The sequence below is a fragment of the Brevundimonas sp. FV1ye28 genome, from assembly GCF_058681135.1.
This window is the reverse complement of record NZ_CM178731.1, coordinates 1,596,039-1,614,376: the sequence shown is the minus strand read 5'-3', so window position 1 is coordinate 1,614,376 and position 18,338 is coordinate 1,596,039. Positions and strand designations below refer to the sequence as shown.

Sequence of the window (18,338 nt, the reverse complement as noted above, 5' to 3'; positions counted from 1 at the left end):
TCACCTTCAACCGAAACCGGCGTCTGGACCGATCACGCTTTGTATGCGCGATCCCGCGATCAGGCGGCGGCGCGCATCCGGGAGCCTTCTCGCCCGCCGTCAGAACGTCCCGACAACTGGAACTGTCCGACCGACTGGCTCAGAACCTCGGTCTCTTGCGCCAGCGAATGGCTGGCGGCCGTGGTCTGTTCGACCATGGCGGCGTTCTGCTGGGTGACCTGGTCCATGTGGCTGACAGCCGTGTTGACCTCGCGCAGCGCCGTCGCCTGTTCCTGGCTGGCGGCGGCAATTTCGGAGATCAGAGAGCCGACGTGGACGACGCGGCCGGCGATCTTGTCGAGGTTCGATCCCGCCTGACGGACCAGATCGACGCCCAGCGACACCTGCCGGCCGGAGTTCGAGATAAGGGTGTTGATTTCCTTGGCCGCGCCTGCGGAGCGCTGGGCCAGCGCCCGGACCTCGGAGGCGACCACGGCGAAGCCACGGCCGGCGTCGCCGGCGCGCGCGGCCTCGACCCCGGCGTTCAGGGCCAGAAGGTTGGTCTGGAAGGCGATCTCGTCGATGACGCTGATGATCTGGCCCATCTCGTTGGACGAGGCGTGGATGGCGTCCATCGCGGCGACGGCTTCTCCGACCACGCGTCCGCTGGCCTCGGCATCCTCCCGCGCCTCGCCGACGACGTCGGAGGCCTTGCGGGCACCCTCCGCCGACCGGTTCACGGTCGCGGTGATCTGTTCCAGAGCGGCGGCCGTCTCTTCCAGACTGGCGGCCTGCTGCTCCGTCCGGCGCGACAGGTCGTCGGTGGCCTGGGTCATCTCGTGGGCGCCGCTGCGGATGACCGCGGCGTTGCCGTCGACCGAGACCAGGGTCTCCTCCAGCCGCACCACGGCCGCATTGAAATCGTCCTTCAGCTTCTCGTAGCCCTCTGGGAAGCGGCCCTCGATGCGGTGGGTCAGGTCGCCGCGCATCAGATGGTCGAGACCCTCGGCCATGGCGGTCACGACCTGGGTCTGCTGTTCGGCGACGGCCAGTTGGGCCTGTTCGGCCAGGGAGCGCTGGGTGGCCTGCGCGGCCGCTTCGGCCTGTGCGCGTTCGACGATCAGGGCCTGAAGGGCCACGACCGATCGCCCGACGGCACCGATCTCGTCCACGCGGCCGGAGCTGGTCAGTTCGACGTCCGTCCGGCCCTGCGCCAAAGCGGCCATCTCGTCGTCGAGGACACCGATAGGGGCCACGACCGTGCGCATCGACAGCCGGATCAGCCCAAGGCTCAGTCCGACGCTGAGAAGGATGACCAGGATCATCACCGCGATCCCGCCCTTGGCGAGTAGGTCGGCACGCGACTTGGTCGCCAGAAGGGTCGATTCGATCTGCTCCGAGATCGTCTCCATCCGCCCTTCCAGTTCGACGAAGCTCGCCTTGAAGGCCGGCAGGGCGACATTGGCTGCGACCGGATCACTGCCCGCCAGCGATACGATCTGCTCGGCCGAGCCGATGTATTGCTGAAGGGGCTCGCTGACCTCGTTCAGGGCGGTCACCGTTCCCGGCTCGGTGGCCAGGCCGTTGTTCTGCTCGACGGCGTCCCGGAAGGTCGCGGCATGGTCGGTGACATCGGCACGAATGCCGGTCATCGCACCGGCCTCGCCGTTCTGCGCCGCCAGCATCGCGGCGAGGACGTCGCTGCGCAGGGCGTCATGCATCATGTCGGCCTGCATGTGATTACGCATGACTTCGGCGATCCGGGCCGAATCGGCCATCGAGCCGCTCAGGAATCCGGCGATCAGCAGGCCCGCGCCGGAGCCGAGCGTGCACAGGACCACCATCACGAGGCCGGCGAATTTCACCTTGGATCGGATCGTCGAGAGCATGGTTTCCTCCGTTTCCCATCCTCTAGACCGCTAACCTTAACGATCGTCGTTTTGTCAGTTAGGTAGCACTACGTATTCGGAAACTGGCGTTTTCTTGAGCTGTTTGCCCGACCATCAGGAAAAACCTGGGGGCTGATGTTGTCGACGTCGGCCTCTTCCAGAATGGATGGCCAACGCCATGACTTTTATTTCGAGTGTAAGCCTATCGGTTGCTGTAAGCGCATTGCTGTCATCGACGGCTGCATTCGCCGGAACCTATGACGAACCTGCGAGCCTCGTGGCTGACCATGGGATCTGGCAGTTGCAGGCCGCATATACCGCCGATGTCATTGGCGTGATCGACGGTGCTGATTCACGTGCGGGGCGTTTTCTCGACAATCTGGATGTCTCTCTGGACGGCGATCTCGAGCGCCAGTTCGGCTGGCGCGGTGCCCGCGTCCACTTCAGCCTGCTGGCGAACGGCGGGGGCGAACCCAACGCCATCGCGGGCACCCTTCAGGGCTATGATAATATCGAGGTCGGCGCCCAGGGCGTGCGCCTCTACGAGGCCTGGATAGAGCAGGATCTGGCCGACGGCGCCGCCTCGGTCCTGGCGGGTCTCTATGACGTGAACAGCGAGTTCTACGTGACCGAGGCGTCGGACCTCTTGATCGCGCCTCCGTTCGGCATCGGTTCGGAACTGGCGGCCACCGGACCGAACGGCCCGGCCATCTTCCCTTCGACGTCGCTGGCGGCGCGGGTCCGCATAGGTTCGCCGGACGGCCTTCATGTTCAGGCCGCCGCGGTCAACGCCCGGGCAGGGACGATCGGCGACCACGGCGGTGTCGACACGACGCTCGATGACGGAATCCTCTATCTCGCCGAGGCCGGCTGGTCTGGTCCCGTGCGGATCGCCGTCGGTGCCTGGCGCTATGGCGAAGGCCAGGAGGACATCCGCGACGTCCTGCCTGGCGGCGATCCCGCGCTCAGCGACGCCCAAGGGGCCTATTTCGTGGCCGAAGGAACAGTGTTCGAGGGCGATGACGCCCCGACGGTGCGCGCCTTCCTGCGGCTGGGTGTGTCCGACGGCGACACGACGGACTTCAAGGGCGGCTGGCAGACCGGTCTCCGGGTCGACTCGGTGTTCGAGAGCCGTCCCGAGAGCGCCTTCTCGATCGGCTTCCATCAGGGCCTGCTGTCCGACAAGGCCCAGGCCAATGCCCTGGACGTCGGTACGACGTTCGGCGACGCCGAGGGTGGCATCGAACTGACCTACGCTGACAGCATCGGCCCGTTCACGATCCAGCCGGACCTGCAGTGGATCCACAACCCCGGCGGCGATGAGGATCGCGACCCCCTCCTGATCGCCGGCCTTCGCGTTATCCTGACGCTGCGATAGGGTTCAGCCCTTGTTCTCGTAGGTCGCCGTGATCGAGGCCTTGGCCAGCGTGTGGAAATGCAGGTTGAACCCGTATTTCGCCCCGGAATCTTCCGGCGTGACCGGCAGGCTGTCCACATCCACGGCGAAGACCGTGAAGATGTAGCGGTGCGGGCCGTGTCCGGGAGGCGGTGCGGCCCCGCCGAAGCCCGGCGCGCCGTAGTCCGTACGTCCCTCGACCGCGCCGGACGGCACAGGTCCGCCCGCCGGGATTTCGCTGACGTCTGCGGGGATATTGGCCACCGTCCAGTGCCAGAAACCGGACCCCGTCGGCGCATCCGGATCGAACAGGGTGATCGCGAACGACTTCGTCCCCTCCGGCGCGCCGGACCAAGCCAGATGGGGCGAGGTATCGCCTTTCGCCTGCACCTGGGCGTCCGGCAGGACGTCGCCGTCGTTGAAGTCGTTGGAAGTCAGGGTGAAGGCCATGGGTCCGCTCCGTGTTGCGCTCGCCGTGTCAAACGGCCGCCCGCCGGAGCGGTTGCCGTCAGGCCACTTCGACCCGGTAGCTTTCGATGACCGTGTTGGCCAGCAGGGTCTCGCACATCTTCTTGGCCTCGGCGGCGGGATCGTCCACGCCGTCCAGGTCCAGTTCGATCAGCTTGCCGACCCGGGCGTTCGACACGCCGGCCCAGCCCAGACCCTTCAGCGCGCCTTCGACGGCCTTGCCCTGAACGTCCAGAACGCCGGGCTTGAGGAAGACGTGAACCTTGACCTTGGCCATCAGTGCAGTCCCCCCTGAATCACGGTCGGCATGTCCTTCATGATACCGAGGCGTTTGGCGACCTCGGTATAGCTTTCGATGACATTGCCCATGTCGCGGCGGAAGCGGTCCTTGTCCATCTTCTCGCCGGTCGCCGTGTCCCACAGGCGGCAGCTGTCCGGGCTGATCTCGTCGGCTAGGATGACGCGGGCGAAGTCGTTTTCCCACACCCGGCCGAACTCGATCTTGAAGTCCACGAGGGTGATGCCGACAGCCCCGAACATGCCCGACAGATAGTCGTTCACGCGCAGGGTCATGGCCAGGATGTCGTCGATCTCCTGGGTCGAGGCCCAGTTGAAGGCCGTGATGTGCTCTTCGGTGACCATCGGGTCGTTGAGCTCGTCCTTCTTGTAGTAGAATTCGATGATCGAGCGGGGCAGGGGCGTGCCCTCTTCCTGGCCCAGGCGCGTCGCCAGCGAGCCGGCCACGATGTTGCGGCACACGACTTCCAGCGGGATGATCTCGACTTCGCGGATCAGCTGCTCACGCAGGTTCAGCCGCTTGATGAAGTGGTTGGTGACGCCGATGCCGTTCAGGCGGGTCATCACGAACTCGCTGATGCGGTTGTTGATGACGCCCTTGCCTTCCAGCGTCGCCTTCTTCTGGGCGTTGAAGGCCGTCGCGTCGTCCTTGAAATACTGGATCAGGGTGCCGGGCTCGGGTCCTTCGTAAAGGATCTTGGCCTTGCCCTCGTAGATCTTCTTGCGCTTCGAATTCATCATCTTGGTCCCAGACGGGGATGCGCTGTCGCCTGAAAACGAAAATCGCGCGGCCAGAGTGTCGTCTGGGCGGCGCGATCCGGTCTCGAGCTGAGCGGGAAATGGGTCGGGCTCTCCATAGCGGAATGCGCCCTGCGACACAAACGCCTGTCCAAAGCCACACACCGCGATTGTCCGTGGGCGGGACGCTCCATGCCGTCCGATATCCGTTGCGTTCGTTGACGCCGGGTCATAGACCACGCCGGCGAGGCCGCCCTCTCTGGCCCGTGGCGGATGGACTGACGACTGATGACGACCTTCGATGATCGGGAAAAGGGCTTTGAGTCCAAGTTCGCGCTCGATCAGGAGCAAGAGTTCAAGGCCATGGCCCGCCGCAACAAGCTGCTGGGACTGTGGGCTGCCGAGAAGATGGGCCTGAGCCCCGATTCGTCCGAGGAATACGCCAAGGCCGTCGTCCGCGCCGACTTCGAACAGCCGGGCGAGGAAGACGTCTTCCGCAAGATCGCCGGCGACTTCAAAGGCTCCGGCCTGACCGTCTCGGAAGGCGAGATCCGCTCCAAGATGGACGAACTGGCCTCGATCGCGCGCGACCAGGTCCGCGCCGGAGAATAATCCACCAGGTCCGCAGCCTTCGTGCCGCTGAAATCCAACCGCATCGCAGCCTCGCTGCGGTGCGGTTTTTCGTATTTGGCTGTCAGGCAAGGAAAAGGGCCGCAGCGGGGGATCTGCGGCCCTTTTTTACCGGGGGCTAGGGGGGATAGCCTCACCCGATGTTTTGCGTCTTGCGCATCTGGAAAATGCAGCAGTCCGCAAATGGTTCACCGAAAAATCAGCTCGGCATGACCAGGGTGTCGATGACGTGCACGACGCCGTTCGACTGGAGTACGTCGGCCTGCGTCACGCGCGACATGCCGCCGTTTCCGTCCGTCAGAGTGACGGAGCCGTCCGGGTTCACGGTGGCCGTCAGCATGCCGCCCTGAACGGTGGTCAGCTCGACCTTGCCGCCGTTCGCCTGGGCCTGGGTGGCCAGGTCGGCGGCCGTCAGGCGGCCGGGCACGACGTGATAGGTCAGGATCTTGGTCAGGTCGGCCTTGCCGGCCGGGGCCATCAGGGATTCACGGGTGGCGGCGGGCACCTTCTCGAAGGCGGCGTTGTCCGGCGCGAAGACCGTGAACGGACCCGGGCCCGACAGGGTCTCTGCCAGACCGGCGGCCTGGACCGCGCTGACCAGGGTGGTCAGGGTCGAGGCCTTGGCGGCGTTGGCGACGATGGTCTCGTTCGGGCTCATGGCGGCGCCGCCGACCATCGGGTCGGTGGAGGCGGATGCCATGGCGGTGGTGTCGGCCGGGGCCGCGTCGGTCGCCGCCGGGGTCTCGGCGTTGTTGTTGCAGGCCGCGAGGCCGAGGACGGCGGCCGAGGCCACCGAAAGGGCGAGGATACGCGTATTCATGGACGTCTCTCCTGAGCCGCCGCTTCATGCGGCGCTGACCGTAAAGACGGGTGAACGACATAAAGGATGCGCTTCGATCACAGAAACCGGCGTGACAGGTTACCGCACGTAGGGGACGTCCTGATCAGTCGGCGAAGACTACCGTCTTGGATCCATGCAGCAGGACCCGATCCTCCAGATGGAATCGCACCGCCCGCGCCAGCACGCGCCGCTCGATGTCGCGGCCCTTGCGGATCAGGTCGTCCGGCGTGTCGCGATGGCTGATGCGCTCGACATCCTGGTCGATGATCGGGCCTTCATCCAGATCGCCGGTCACATAGTGGGCCGTCGCCCCGATCACCTTCACGCCTCGCGCATGGGCCTGGTGATAGGGCTTGGCTCCCTTGAAGCCCGGCAGGAAGGAATGGTGGATGTTGATGCAGCGCCCCTCGAGGCGGGTCGCCAGATCGTCCGACAGGATCTGCATATAGCGGGCCAGCACCACCAGTTCTGTCCCCGTCTCCTCGATCAGCCTGGACAGCATCGCCTCCTGCGACGCCTTGTCGCCCGCCCCCTCCTTTCCGTTCAAGGGCAGGTGATGGAACGGCAGGCCGCCCAGATCGACATGGCCGATCTGATCGCGCGGATGGTTCGACACGACCGCCGTCACCGCCATCGGCAGCTCATCGATGCGCCAGCGATAGAGCAGGTCCGCCAGACAGTGATCGAACCGGGACGTCAGGATCATCACCCGACGCGGCTCCGGCCCCCTCAGTGTCCAGTCCATGCCGAACCGCCCCGCGACCGTCTCGAAGGCCTCCCGGATCGCTGCCGGTGCGTCGCCGTCCGCCGGCTCGAACACCACCCGCATGAAGAAGGTCTGCGAGTTCGCGTCGCCGAACTGCTGGGCGTCGGAGATGTTGCAGTCCCGCTCGAACAGAAAGGCGGACACGGCGGCGACGATGCCGTGCCGGTCGGGGCAGGAGAGGGTCAGGATCATGGGTCAGTCTGGCAGGCGGGCGGGAGGAAGCGCTGCAATATGGACCACGCCTCGGCCTTCTCCGCCAGTGGCCGCGTATGCGCCGGGCTCGACGACGGCAGGTCGATCAGCGTCAGCCCGTTCACGGGGACCAGGATCCGTCGACCGTCCCTGGCCGCCTTGCCGCCATTGAAGGCCACGGCGCGAAGCCTCGGTAGCATGGCGATCAGCCCGCCCAGGTCGGCGTACTCCGGCGCGCGGATTGCGGTGTCGAGACTGCCGACCCGTTCGGCGCCCGCGACGACGTCCCACAGCCCCACACCCGCAACCTTCAGCGCCGTCAGCCGATCCGGATAGGGCAGGGCGGCCAGATCGCGTCCGACCACTCCGCCGACCAGCCGCCAGAAGCCGTTCTGCGGATGGGCGTAATACTGGCTCGCCGCCAGCGAGGCGTCGCCCGGCAGACTGCCCAGGATCAGCACCTGCGTCTCCGCGTCGACGACCGGCGCGAACGCCCTTTTCAGAGTCACCGTCCCTGGTCGACGTAGGGCTTGTCGTCGCGAAGCCACCCCGTGATCGACAGCCTCGGCGCCCCGGCATAGGGGGCGACGGTCGCCACCGTGTGCCACTGCGGCGTCTTGAACAGCGTCAGCACGTTGAACCGGGGCATCAGCCCGCGCGGCACATCCCCGCCCTCGTCGTGGAACAGCAGCTGGCCGCCCCAGTCGGTCCGCCAATCCCGCGTCAGCCCCAGCGTATAGGCCGCCCGCCGCTCGCCCACGCCGGTGTCGTTGTGCAGGGTCAGATAGTCGCCGGGCCGGAACAGGGTCGCCTGGGCGTCGATCTTGGTAATGCCGGTCTCGCCGGCCACGGCGGCGCAGAAATCCCGTGCCTCCGGGCTGTTCAGCAGTTGCACCAGTTCGTGTGTCGGATGCCCCGGCTCGCGCCCGGCCAGCAGGGCCTCGATGATCGGATAGGACAGGAAGCTGAAGCCGAAGCCGGTCCGCGCCCCCGCCATGGCCTCGCGCGCCTTGGCTGCCACCGCTTCGCGACCCAGGGCCTGCAGCGCCTCGGGCGACAGCCACTCGCCCTTGCCCGCGCCGTTCGTCAGCGACAGTCCCCAGGGCGTCGCCGTCTTCAGCGCGGCCTCCAGCCGGTCGGCGCTGTCGGGGGTCAGGAAATCCGGCACCTGCACCACGCCCGCGCGCTGGAACTCGGCGGCGAAGTCGCGGGCGTCGAGCGTCGGGTTCAGGCGGATCGGTTCAGACACGCCCTATCCGAACACGCGCCTGAACACCGTGTCCACATGCTTGGTGTGATAGCCGAGGTCGAACAGGGCCTCGAGATCGGCGTCCGGCACGATGACCTCCGGGTCTTCCTTGAGGAAGTCGAGGAAGTTCCCCTCGCCGCGCCACACCTTCATCGCGTTTCTCTGGACTGCGGCGTAGCTGTCCTCGCGCGACTGGCCCAGCTGCGTCAGGGCCAGCAGCACGCGCTGCGAGTGAACCAGACCGCCCAGCTTATCCAGGTTCTTCTGCATGTTCTCAGGGTAGACCAGCAGCCGCTCCATCACCCCGGCCAGACGGTTCAGGGCGAAGTCGAGGTGGATGGTCGCGTCCGGCCCGATGCCGCGCTCGACCGACGAATGGCTGATGTCCCGCTCGTGCCACAGGGCGACGTTCTCCATCGCCGGGACGACCGACGAGCGGACCAGACGGGCCAGGCCGGTCAGGTTTTCGGTCAGGATCGGGTTGCGCTTGTGCGGCATGGCCGACGAGCCCTTCTGACCCTTGTCGAAGAACTCCTCGGCTTCGAGAACCTCGGTGCGCTGCAGATGGCGGATCTCCACCGCCAGACGTTCGATCGACGAGGCCACGACGCCCAGCGCCGCGAAGAAGGCGGCGTGACGGTCGCGCGGGATCACCTGGGTCGAAACCGTCTCGACCTGCAGGCCCATCTTGTCTGCGACATACTCTTCCACAGCCGGATCGACGTTGGCGAAGGTCCCCACGGCACCCGAGATGGCGCAGGTGGCGATCTCTTCCTTGGCCGTGATCAGGCGCCGTTTCGCCCGCTGGAACTCGGCATGATAGCCGGCCAGCTTCAGGCCGAAGGTCACCGGCTCTGCGTGGATGCCGTGCGAACGGCCCACGGTCGGGGTGTATTTGTGTTCCTTGGCCCGCGCCTCAAGCGCCGCCAGCACCCGATCGACGCCCGCGATCAACAGGTCCGAGGCGCGCACCAGCTGGACCGAGAAACAGGTGTCCAGCACGTCCGACGACGTCATCCCCTGGTGCAGGAAGCGCGCTTCCTCGCCGACCGTCTCCGACACATGGGTCAGGAAGGCGATCACATCGTGCTTGGTCGTCCGCTCGATCTCGTCGATGCGGTCAGCATCCCAGGCGGCGTGCTCGCCCTTGGCCCAGATGGCTTCTGCGGCCTCGGTCGGAATCACGCCCAGCTCGGCCATCTTCGTGGCGGCATGGGCCTCGATCTCGAACCAGATCTTGTACTTGGTCTCATTGGACCAGATGGCGACGGCCTCGGGGCGGGAATAGCGCGTGATCATGGGCCGTGCGTGTCGGTCGCCGCCCCCCCAGAGTCAAGCCGTGCGCAGCTCCAACCTCATATCCGTGCACCCCGGCGAAGGCCGGGGTCCAGATCACGAATGGGGTGGCTGGGATGTCGCATCCTGTCCGCTGATCCAATCCGTGGCGTCCGCCATCTGGACCCCGACCTTCGCCGGGGTGCACGGTGGAATGAAGAATCACCGGGAGAAAGACCGTGGAACTCATCGTCGGCAACATGGCCTTCTCGACCTGGTCGCTGCGCCCCTGGCTGGTGCTGAAGCGCTGCGGCGCGGACTTCACCGTCCGCGAGGTGCCGCTCTACGGCCCGGAATCGCCCGCCGCCCTCGCCGAGGCCTCGCCCACGGGCAAGGTGCCGGTCCTGAACGTGGATGGCGTGACCATCTGGGATTCCATGGCCATCTGCGTCTTCGCCGCCGAACGCTTCCCGGATGCCAAGCTCTGGCCGGCCGACCCCCACGCCCGCTGGCTCGCTCGGTCGGTCGCCTGCGAAATGCACTCCGGCTTCGGCGCTCTGCGCACCGAGTGCGGCATGGGACCCGACGCGGTCGGCGTCATTCACACCATGGTCGGCCCCGACCGCGCTCCGACCCCGACCAGCTCGACGGTCGCCGCCGACGTCCGCCGCTTCGTCGCCATCGTGACCGAGATGCGCGCCCGCTTCGGCGCGGGCGGCCCCTACCTGTTCGGGGAATGGTCCATGCCCGACGCCTTCTTCACGCCCCTGGCCACCCGCTTCCGCCACTACCAGATCGATCTGGCGGCCCATGGCGACGTCGATGGCGTGGCGGCCACATATGTTGCCGAGCTGCTACAGCAGCCGGACTTCCTCGAATGGTCGGAACAGGCTGTCACGGTTCGGCCTTAGGACAGGGTCACTGCCGATTAACGAGACCTGCGAACCGGCCCTTAAGGGAACGACGTTAGGGTCCCGCTCGAACCCGAGACCTGCGCCATGTCCGCCCCGACGTCGACCATTCCCGTCATCACGCGCCCGGAGGCCCAGCGCCGCCCGACGCTGATGACCTATGGCGTCTTCATCCTGGTCGGCTGCTGCCTGTGCGCCTCCCTGGTCGGCAGCATCCTCTAGGGTGCACCGTGCCCGTGCAATCGGGCGATATCAGACCTTCGACAGTCCAGTCGCTTACCGGCCGTTTCTGACCTGATCAGTGAAGACTTGGACTCTCTGGACTCGGACACGCCGAGTCCATTGGAGTCCAACCGAGCCGGCGTTCAGCGGGTCCCGACGGGCTGCATCGACGCCACCTGAACCGGCTCGGTCGACAGCGGCGTCGGCGGCGGCGCGACATAGTCCAAGGCAATAGGAACCAGCGTCTGGCCCGCCACCACGGCGTCGAGCGTGTTCAGCGGCCCGCCCGTCATCCGCTGATAGATCCAGTAGGCCGCCACGACCTTCTCGACGTATTCGCGGGCCTGCGGCACGTCGATCGTCTCGATCAGCAGCAGGGGATCGGCGCCGGGACCAAGACGACGCAGGGCGCCCAGCATCGGGCCGGGGCCCGCGTTGTAGCTCGACACGGCGCGCAACAGGTCGCCCTGGAACTCGGGCCGCGCCAGCATCCGGTTCACATAGGCCTGGCCCAGACGGACATTGGTCGCCGGCGTAAACAGCCGCTGCGGGCTCGATACGAAGCCCCGGTCGCCGGTCATCTCCGCCGCCGTCGACGGCATCACCTGCATCAGGCCATAGGCGCCCACCGGCGAACGCGCCTCGGCGTTGAAGCCGCTTTCCTTGCGCGCGATCGCATAGACCAGCGACCGCTCCAGCGTCCAACCGCCCTCCGGCGTGATCTCCGGCATGGGATAGCCGGCGACGTCGATCCGGGTCGCGTCGTTGCTGGTTCCCCCCAGGCGCGGGCCGAGCACGCGCGCAAGCCCGGTCCACAGACGGCGCGTCCGGTCGCTGGCGGTGCGCAGGCCGTTCCTCAGCTCGTCGCGCGCATCGCTGGCCCGGCCGATCTCGAAGAAGGCGACGGTGCGCCGGGCGCGCGGCTCGCTGTTGAGGAAGTCGTCCATCTCGCGCTGATTGACGCCGATGGGGCCTTCGTTCGCGGAGGATGATGCTGTCCGGGCCACCGCCTCATAGGGGGTCGGGCCGCCGTTGATGATCGTCGGCTCCTGGCCCAGCTGACGCAGGGCGATCTGGCCATAGAAGCTTGCGGGCCATCGGGCCGATAGCTGTAGCAGCTCCTGGATCCGGTCCTGTCGGCCGATCTGGCCGGCGGCGCGGGCGGCCCAGAAGGCGGCCCCGGCGCGGGTCCAGCCATCCTCGGTCGGATCGACCGCGACGCGCTCGAAGGCGGTGTAGGATCGGGGATAGTCCCCGGTGCGCCAGGCCGCCAGGCCCACGACCCACCAGTCGCCGATCTGTTCGCCCTGGGCGATGGCACCCTGAAGATCGTCGCGGTTCAGGGCTACGCGGGCGGCCTTGGCCGGATCGCCTTCGGAATTGCCGCCGGCCGCCGCCACCTGATCCCAGGCACGGCTAAAATAGGCGCCGGTCGGGCGGCGCGGCATCTCGGCACCGTCCGGGCGGCGACGCTCGGCCAAGGCATAGACCCGCTGGGCGCTCGGCAGGTCGGCATAGTCCTGAAGCCAGGCCGCCAGCTCGTCGTAGGAGGCGGTGTAGTCCGGGTGGAACATCCGCTCGAACTCGACCTGACCCAGCAGGACGCGGTCACCGGCCTGGCGCGCCGAGGCGCGGGCGGCGTCGAGATCCCCGCGACGCAGGGCATCGAAGGCGCTGGTGTAGCTCAGCCGGTCGGCGTTCGAGAGGGCGTTGGTGCTGATGCGGATGCCCTGTTCCCCTTCACCCTCGGCGGCGACCGCCGACAGATAGGGTTCGGGCGCGGCGAGGGCGGGCAGGGCGGCGGCCGAAAGACCGGCCAGCACGAAGGCGAACGTCGGCGCCCGGAGGGCGCGGCGGTGGGTACTGTACAAGGCGGCGGCCCCCTCGTGCTGCGCGTTCCCGTCTCGATTCAGGAGACGCGTGCTCTGCGATCGGTCGTCAAACAACAAGTATGCCGCAATGTGGTGAATCCCTCAATCACATCAGCGGCATGGAACTCTGTAACTTTGGTTCTAGGCGGAATCCTGTCCGTCCAGCCTGACCGCCAAGGCCAGCATGTCGGCCCAGACCTGACGCTTGGCCTGGGGCTGTCGCAGCAGGAAGGCGGGGTGCAGGGTCGCCATCACCGGGGCCGAAACGTCCCCCTCCGCCAGCCGCCAGTCGCGCCACTGACCCCGCAGTCGCATGATGCCCTCGTCGGTCTTCAGCACCGACTTCGCCGCCGCCGCCCCCAGCAGCAGCACGGCTTTCGGCTTCATCAGATAGAAGGCCCGCTCCACGAACGGCGCGCAGACGGCCTGTTCTTGCGGCGTCGGCGTCCGGTTGCCTGGCGGCCGCCAGAAGACGGTATTGGTGACATAGACCTTGTCCGTCAGCCCCGCCGCCGCGATCATCTTGTCCAGAAGCTTGCCGGCCTTGCCCACGAACGGTTCGCCCGCCGCGTCTTCTTCCGCCCCGGGCGCCTCGCCGATGATCAGGATCGGCGCGTGCGGATCGCCCCGTCCGAAGACGCAGCCCTTCGCGCCCATCCCCACCAGTTCGCAGCCCTTGAAGCTGGCGGCGGCCTCGGCCAGCGCCTCCATCGTGTCCGCGCCATTCGCCAGGCGACGCGCCTCCGACGTCTGATCCCCCATGTTCACGACGGGCGTGACGGAGGCGGTCGCCTTGGCGACGGCTTTCAGCGCCGGCGCGACGACGATGGTCCGGTCCACCGCCGCTTCCTCGAAGCAAGCGTCCACCCCCGCATCGGCCCAGAAGGCGAGCAGGCTTTCGATCGCAGCGATGTCGTGGGTCTGGGCGTTCATGCGGGTAACTCGCAGGGATAGTCCTTGACCGCCCCTGCGTCACGTTCCGATAACCGGATACCCACACGACCCACGAGGAATAAGAAACGACATGGCCGAGGAAGCGATCGAAGGCGGCGTCGAAACGGCGGCCCAGGAAGCCATCTTGGACAACCTGCCGCCGTTGGAGGCCCTGCAAGGCGTCGAGCGCGAGGTCATGGAATACGACGTCCTGATCGTCGGCGGCGGCCCGGCCGGCCTGTCTGCGGCGATCCGCCTGAAGCAGCGCGCCGAGAAGGACGGCAAGGAAATCACCGTCGCCGTGCTGGAGAAGTCGGCCGAGATCGGTGGCCACATCCTGTCCGGCGCCGTCATCGATCCGAAGGCGCTGACCGAGCTCTTCCCCGACTGGACGGCCATGGGCGCCCCATTGGAGACGCCTGTCACGAAGGACCGCTTCATGGTGCTCGGCCCGATGGGCCAGATCAGCCTGCCGATGGCGATGCTGCCGCCCATGATGCACAACGACGGCTGCTACATCGCCTCCTTGGGCAACCTGACCCGCTGGCTGGGCGAACAGGCCGAGGGCATGGGCGTCGAGGTCTACCCCGGCATGGCCGCCAGCCACGTCGTCTGGGACGAGCCTTCGGGTCGGGTCAAAGGCGTCGTCGCCGGCGTCTTCGGTATCGACAAGCACGGCCAGCCCACGGGCGACTTCCAGCCCGGCATCGAGCTGCACGGCAAATACGTGTTCATCGCCGAGGGCGTGCGCGGGTCGCTCGCCAAGACCATCACCGCCCGCCACAAGCTCCAGGACGGCAAGTCGCCCCAGAAATACGGCATCGGCCTCAAGGAGCTATGGCAGGTCCCGCCCGAGAAGCACCAGCCGGGCCTGGCCCAGCACACGACCGGCTGGCCGCTGGACGAGTTCACCGGCGGCGGCAGCTTCATGTACCACTTCGGGGACAACTACGTGGCCATCGGCTACGTCGTTCACCTGAACTACAAGAACCCGTTCCTGTCGCCGTTCGACGAGTTCCAGCGCTTCAAACACCACCCCGCCATCGCCGAACATCTCGAGGGAGGCACCCGCATCTCCTACGGCGCGCGTGCGATTACCGAAGGCGGTTTCCAGTCGGTGCCGAAGCTGTTGTTCCCCGGCGGCGTCCTGATCGGCTGCTCAGCCGGCTTCGTGAACGTCCCGCGCATCAAGGGCAGCCACAACGCGATGAAGACCGGCATGCTCGCCGCCGACGCCGCCTATGACGCCGTCATGGCCGGCCGTTCGGGCGACGACCTAGTCGAATACCAGGCCGCCTATGAGAACAGCTGGGTGGCTAAGGAGCTGAAGGCCGTCCGCAACGCCAAGCCCTTCCTGTCGAAGTTCGGCACGACCCTAGGCGGAGCCTTCGGTGTCGCGGAGATGTGGCTGTCGTCCTTCGGCCTCAACATGCCTTGGACGATGAAGCACGCGAAGACCGACGCGGCCTCGACCGAGCCGGCTTCGAAGCACAAACCGATCACCTATCCGAAGCCGGACGGGAAACTGTCGTTCGACAAGCTGTCGTCGGTCTTCATTTCAAACACCAACCACGCCGAGGAACAGCCGGCCCACCTGAAGCTGATCGACCCGACCGTGCCGATCCGCGTCAACCTGCCGAAATATGGAGAGCCGGCGCGCCTCTACTGCCCGGCGGGTGTCTACGAGGTCGTCTACGCCGACGAGGCGGCGAAGACCGATCCGAAGTTCGTCATCAACGCCCAGAACTGCGTCCACTGCAAAACCTGCGACATCAAGGATCCGTCGCAGAACATCGTCTGGACCACGCCCGAAGGCGGCGGCGGCCCGAACTACCCGAATATGTGAGGCGGGGGCGGAGCAGGGGCCTTGTCCCAGCCTCATAAGCCGGTGAATGTCGGCGAATGCGTCACGCCTCCCTCCGCTCCGTCCTCATCGCCTTCAGCGCCCTGACGGCTGCGCCCGTCCTGGCCCAGGAGGCGCCGCCGGTCGTCGATCCTGCGCCGCGCATCCAGGACGTCCTGCCGGAGCCGCCGGTTTCCGCGCCGACCGTGGCTCCGCCGCCCGCGCCCCTCATCGTGGTGGGGGAGGGGGCTGAGACCGCCGCACCGACGATCGAGCCCATTCCGCGCGTCTGGTCCCCTTCGCCTCGCGATGCCGAGGGTCGCACCGCCTATGGTCTCTATCTCTCCGGCCGCTCCGCCCTCAGCCGGGGCGAGGCCGCCGAGGGCGCGACCTATCTGAGCGCGGTCGAAAGCCTGACGCCCGAACAGCCCACCGTCCGCGATCAGGCCTTCACCGCCGCCCTGCTGGCTGGCGACCTGGACATCGCCGCCCGCATCTCGCCGGATCCGGCCACCGCCTCACCCGTGATCGCCGAGGCCGGCGCCCTGGTCTCGGTGGTCCAGGCCTTCGTGGCCGGGGACGCACGCGAAGCCAACGCGGCGCTGAAGGCTCGTCCCGTCCTCGCCCCCCATGCACGCGCCGCAGCCCTGATCGCGCCGTGGATCGCCGCCGCCGCCGGAGACTGGGACACGGCCCTGGCCGAGCCCAACCCGACCGGCGACCCGATCACCGTCCTGTTCGGCCGCTACCATCATGCCCAGCTTCTCGAGCACCGCCGCCGCTTCGACGAAGCCGAGGCCGAACTGCGCGACCTGGCCTTCGACGCCCGCAGCGCGCCGCTGTTCCGCACGGCCTATGGTGAGTTTCTGGAGCGTCGCGGCAAGCGAGACGAGGCCCTGGCCTTCTACGACTCGACCCTGGCGGCGGGCTCACAGGATCCGGCTATCGTCTCGGCCAAGAGCCGCGTCGAGGCACGGGGGCGTCCACCGGGCCTGACCGATTATCAGGACGGCGCCGCCCGCGCTCTGATCATCGCCGCCCGTCAGGCCGGCAGCGAGGGCACCAACGAGTTCGCCGTCGTCTATCTGCGCCTGTCGCTGAACCTCCAGCGCGATCCCGACACCCTCTATCTGCTGGGCCAGACCCTGGCCCAGGCCAACCTGGACACCGCCTCGCGCGCCGTTCTCGCCCAGGTCCCGCGCACCGAGCCACGGCTCTACGCCGGCGCCCAGGTCTTGATCGGTCTCGGCCTGGCCGAGGACCAGGAGCTGGACGAGGCCCTGGTCGCCTTCGAAGCCGCACGCGAGGCCACGCCCAACGATCCCCGCATCGCCCTGGTCACGGCCGGTCATCTGCTTCAGCTCAACCGCTACGACGAGGCCCTGGCCCTGCTGAACGGTCCGCTCCTCGACACCGAGACCCAGGCCTCCAACGTCCGCTTCATGCGCGGCGCCGCCTACGAATCCATGGGCCGGATCCCCGAGGCGGAGGCTCAGCTCTGGGCGGCCCTGCAGCAGGAACCGGAGGAGCCCACCTACCTCAACTACCTCGGCTATCTCTGGGTCGACACCGGCACGCGCGTCGCCGAAGGCGCGGAGATGATCGCCCGCGCCCATGCCGCAGATCCCGAGAGCGGCAACATCCAGGACAGCCTCGGCTGGGCCCAATTCCGCCAAGGCCAGTTCGACACCGCCGTCGAGACCCTCGAACAGGCCGTGGCCAAGGAGCCTGCCAATGCCGAGATCAACGACCACCTCGGCGACGCCTACTGGCAGGTCGGTCGGAAGCGGGAAGCGGGCTTCCAGTGGAACCGCGTCCTGACCCTCGACCCCGACGCCGAACGCCGCGCCGAGGTCGAACGCAAGCTGACCGAGGGGCTGGAACTCTGACGACCCTCAGCGCCGTCGCTCGCGCCAAGGTCAATCTGTTCCTGCACGTAGGCCCCCTCGACGCGGACGGATATCACCCCCTGGCCAGTCTCGTGGCCTTCGCCGACGTCGGGGACCTCGTCACCGTGACGCCCTCCGACCGGCTGTCCCTTGTAGTGACCGGCCCGTTCGGCAAGCCTCTGGCGGAAGAGGGGGACAATCTGATCCTCAAGGCCCTGCGCGCCCTCGGCGATGCGGCCGGGATCGGCGTACCCGCCCTGGCGGTCACCCTGGACAAGCGCCTGCCCATCGCCGCCGGCCTTGGCGGAGGCTCATCCGATGCGGGCGCCGTCCTGCGTCTCGCCGACGCCGCCCTGAGGCTGGACCTGGGCGAGGCGGGGCTGGCGGAATTGTCGCGATCGGTCGGCGCGGACGGTCCCATGTGTCTGGCCATGCGGTCCGCCTGGGCCGAGGGGATCGGCGACCGGCTGTCGTTCGAACCCGCCCTTCAGCCGCTCCATGCGGTCCTCGTGAACCCCGGCCGCCCGTCGTCGACCGGCGCCGTCTATCGCGCCTATGACGGGGCGCCGCCGAAGCCCGCCGATCGTCCATCACCCCCCGCCGGCTGGTCCCCGCCGGAGGTGATCGACTGGCTGGCCCGACAGCGGAACGACCTCCAGGGCCCGGCCGTCTCGCTTGAGTCCGAAATTGGCGCCGCCCTCTCGGCCATGGCGGCGACCGGCGCGCGTATGACCCGGATGTCGGGCTCCGGCGCCACCGTCTTCGGCCTTTTCGACGACGCCGAGGCCGCCGAGCGAGCCGCCGCTGACCTGCGCACCGATCACGACAATTGGTGGGTTCAGGCGACAGTGTTGGGCGACGATGCGGCGAAAGCGGCACAATAAGGCCAAGTAACGTCGCTCGCGTGCCGTCCGCCTAGAGATGGCCCAGAGATGGTTCGAAGCTTCGC

The 18,338-nt window shown here is 67.4% G+C and carries 18 protein-coding genes; 7 read left to right on the top strand and 11 right to left on the bottom strand.

The window, feature by feature from the left end; translation table 11 throughout:
- Positions 1-59: 59 nt before the first annotated feature.
- Entirely contained in the window at positions 60-1,868 is a 1,809-nt protein-coding gene (locus ACW171_RS08000) for a methyl-accepting chemotaxis protein (protein WP_492096544.1), read from the bottom strand.
- A gap of 277 nt (positions 1,869-2,145) precedes the next feature.
- Here ACW171_RS08000 and ACW171_RS07995 point away from each other — a divergent pair, with 277 nt between their 5' ends.
- Positions 2,146-3,246, top strand: coding sequence for a carbohydrate porin (locus tag ACW171_RS07995; protein ID WP_492096543.1), 1,101 nt, complete (start codon positions 2,146-2,148; stop codon positions 3,244-3,246).
- Between the two features lie 3 nt (positions 3,247-3,249).
- Here the strand turns inward: ACW171_RS07995 and ACW171_RS07990 are convergent, their stop codons facing one another.
- From ACW171_RS07990 to purC, 3 genes are read right to left on the bottom strand one after another with little or no spacing between them, the layout of a single operon-like run.
- Complete coding sequence (locus ACW171_RS07990) at positions 3,250-3,714, bottom strand: YbhB/YbcL family Raf kinase inhibitor-like protein (protein WP_492096542.1); 465 nt, start codon at positions 3,712-3,714, stop codon at positions 3,250-3,252.
- A 58-nt stretch (positions 3,715-3,772) separates the two neighbouring features.
- On the bottom strand, positions 3,773-4,009 hold the full coding sequence (gene purS, locus ACW171_RS07985) for a phosphoribosylformylglycinamidine synthase subunit PurS (protein ID WP_492096541.1): 237 nt from the start codon (positions 4,007-4,009) through the stop codon (positions 3,773-3,775).
- The gene (purC, locus tag ACW171_RS07980) at positions 4,009-4,767 is read right to left on the bottom strand and encodes a phosphoribosylaminoimidazolesuccinocarboxamide synthase (protein ID WP_492096540.1); all 759 of its coding nucleotides are present in this window, start codon (positions 4,765-4,767) and stop codon (positions 4,009-4,011) included. The genes purS and purC overlap by 1 nt, the downstream gene beginning before the upstream one ends.
- Before the next feature lie 288 nt (positions 4,768-5,055).
- Between purC and ACW171_RS07975 the strand changes: the two genes are divergently transcribed.
- The gene (locus ACW171_RS07975) at positions 5,056-5,379 is read left to right on the top strand and encodes a DUF1476 domain-containing protein (RefSeq protein ID WP_492096539.1); all 324 of its coding nucleotides are present in this window, start codon (positions 5,056-5,058) and stop codon (positions 5,377-5,379) included.
- A 217-nt stretch (positions 5,380-5,596) separates the two neighbouring features.
- Here the strand turns inward: ACW171_RS07975 and ACW171_RS07970 are convergent, their stop codons facing one another.
- The 5 genes from ACW171_RS07970 to purB all read right to left on the bottom strand — a co-directional run bounded on the left by ACW171_RS07970 (position 5,597) and on the right by purB (position 9,744).
- Positions 5,597-6,217 (bottom strand): fasciclin domain-containing protein, encoded by a 621-nt coding sequence (locus tag ACW171_RS07970; RefSeq protein ID WP_492096538.1) that lies wholly within the window; start codon positions 6,215-6,217, stop codon positions 5,597-5,599.
- A gap of 124 nt (positions 6,218-6,341) precedes the next feature.
- Positions 6,342-7,196 (bottom strand): formyltetrahydrofolate deformylase, encoded by an 855-nt coding sequence (purU, locus tag ACW171_RS07965; RefSeq protein ID WP_492096537.1) that lies wholly within the window; start codon positions 7,194-7,196, stop codon positions 6,342-6,344.
- Positions 7,193-7,705, bottom strand: a complete 513-nt coding sequence (locus tag ACW171_RS07960) for a DNA-deoxyinosine glycosylase (protein WP_492096536.1) — start codon at positions 7,703-7,705, stop codon at positions 7,193-7,195. The genes purU and ACW171_RS07960 overlap by 4 nt, the downstream gene beginning before the upstream one ends.
- Positions 7,702-8,445 (bottom strand): 2OG-Fe(II) oxygenase, encoded by a 744-nt coding sequence (locus ACW171_RS07955; RefSeq protein WP_492096535.1) that lies wholly within the window; start codon positions 8,443-8,445, stop codon positions 7,702-7,704. The genes ACW171_RS07960 and ACW171_RS07955 overlap by 4 nt, the downstream gene beginning before the upstream one ends.
- Positions 8,446-8,448: 3 nt before the next feature.
- Positions 8,449-9,744 carry an adenylosuccinate lyase gene (gene purB, locus ACW171_RS07950; protein WP_492096534.1) on the bottom strand — a complete coding sequence of 432 codons (1,296 nt, stop codon included), beginning with the start codon at positions 9,742-9,744 and terminating at the stop codon, positions 8,449-8,451.
- A 215-nt stretch (positions 9,745-9,959) separates the two neighbouring features.
- Here purB and ACW171_RS07945 point away from each other — a divergent pair, with 215 nt between their 5' ends.
- Positions 9,960-10,631, top strand: coding sequence for a glutathione S-transferase family protein (locus tag ACW171_RS07945; RefSeq protein ID WP_492096533.1), 672 nt, complete (start codon positions 9,960-9,962; stop codon positions 10,629-10,631).
- Between the two features lie 87 nt (positions 10,632-10,718).
- Complete coding sequence (locus ACW171_RS07940; RefSeq protein ID WP_492096532.1) at positions 10,719-10,853, top strand: hypothetical protein; 135 nt, start codon at positions 10,719-10,721, stop codon at positions 10,851-10,853.
- A 143-nt stretch (positions 10,854-10,996) separates the two neighbouring features.
- Here ACW171_RS07940 and ACW171_RS07935 read toward each other — a convergent pair whose 3' ends face one another.
- Positions 10,997-12,724 carry a lytic transglycosylase domain-containing protein gene (locus ACW171_RS07935; protein ID WP_492096531.1) on the bottom strand — a complete coding sequence of 576 codons (1,728 nt, stop codon included), beginning with the start codon at positions 12,722-12,724 and terminating at the stop codon, positions 10,997-10,999.
- Positions 12,725-12,865: 141 nt separating this feature from the next.
- Entirely contained in the window at positions 12,866-13,657 is a 792-nt protein-coding gene (locus tag ACW171_RS07930; protein ID WP_492096530.1) for a uracil-DNA glycosylase, read from the bottom strand.
- Positions 13,658-13,853: 196 nt separating this feature from the next.
- Here ACW171_RS07930 and ACW171_RS07925 point away from each other — a divergent pair, with 196 nt between their 5' ends.
- Genes ACW171_RS07925 through ACW171_RS07915 form a run of 3 tightly spaced genes read left to right on the top strand, consistent with a single transcriptional unit; the run spans position 13,854 to position 18,273 of the window.
- Entirely contained in the window at positions 13,854-15,503 is a 1,650-nt protein-coding gene (locus ACW171_RS07925; RefSeq protein WP_492096605.1) for an electron transfer flavoprotein-ubiquinone oxidoreductase, read from the top strand.
- Between the two features lie 56 nt (positions 15,504-15,559).
- Positions 15,560-17,389: a tetratricopeptide repeat protein gene (locus tag ACW171_RS07920; RefSeq protein WP_492096529.1), complete on the top strand. Its 1,830-nt coding sequence runs from the start codon at positions 15,560-15,562 to the stop codon at positions 17,387-17,389.
- Positions 17,386-18,273, top strand: coding sequence for a 4-(cytidine 5'-diphospho)-2-C-methyl-D-erythritol kinase (locus ACW171_RS07915; protein ID WP_492096604.1), 888 nt, complete (start codon positions 17,386-17,388; stop codon positions 18,271-18,273). Before ACW171_RS07920 ends, ACW171_RS07915 begins: the two co-directional genes overlap by 4 nt.
- Positions 18,274-18,338 lie beyond the last annotated feature (65 nt).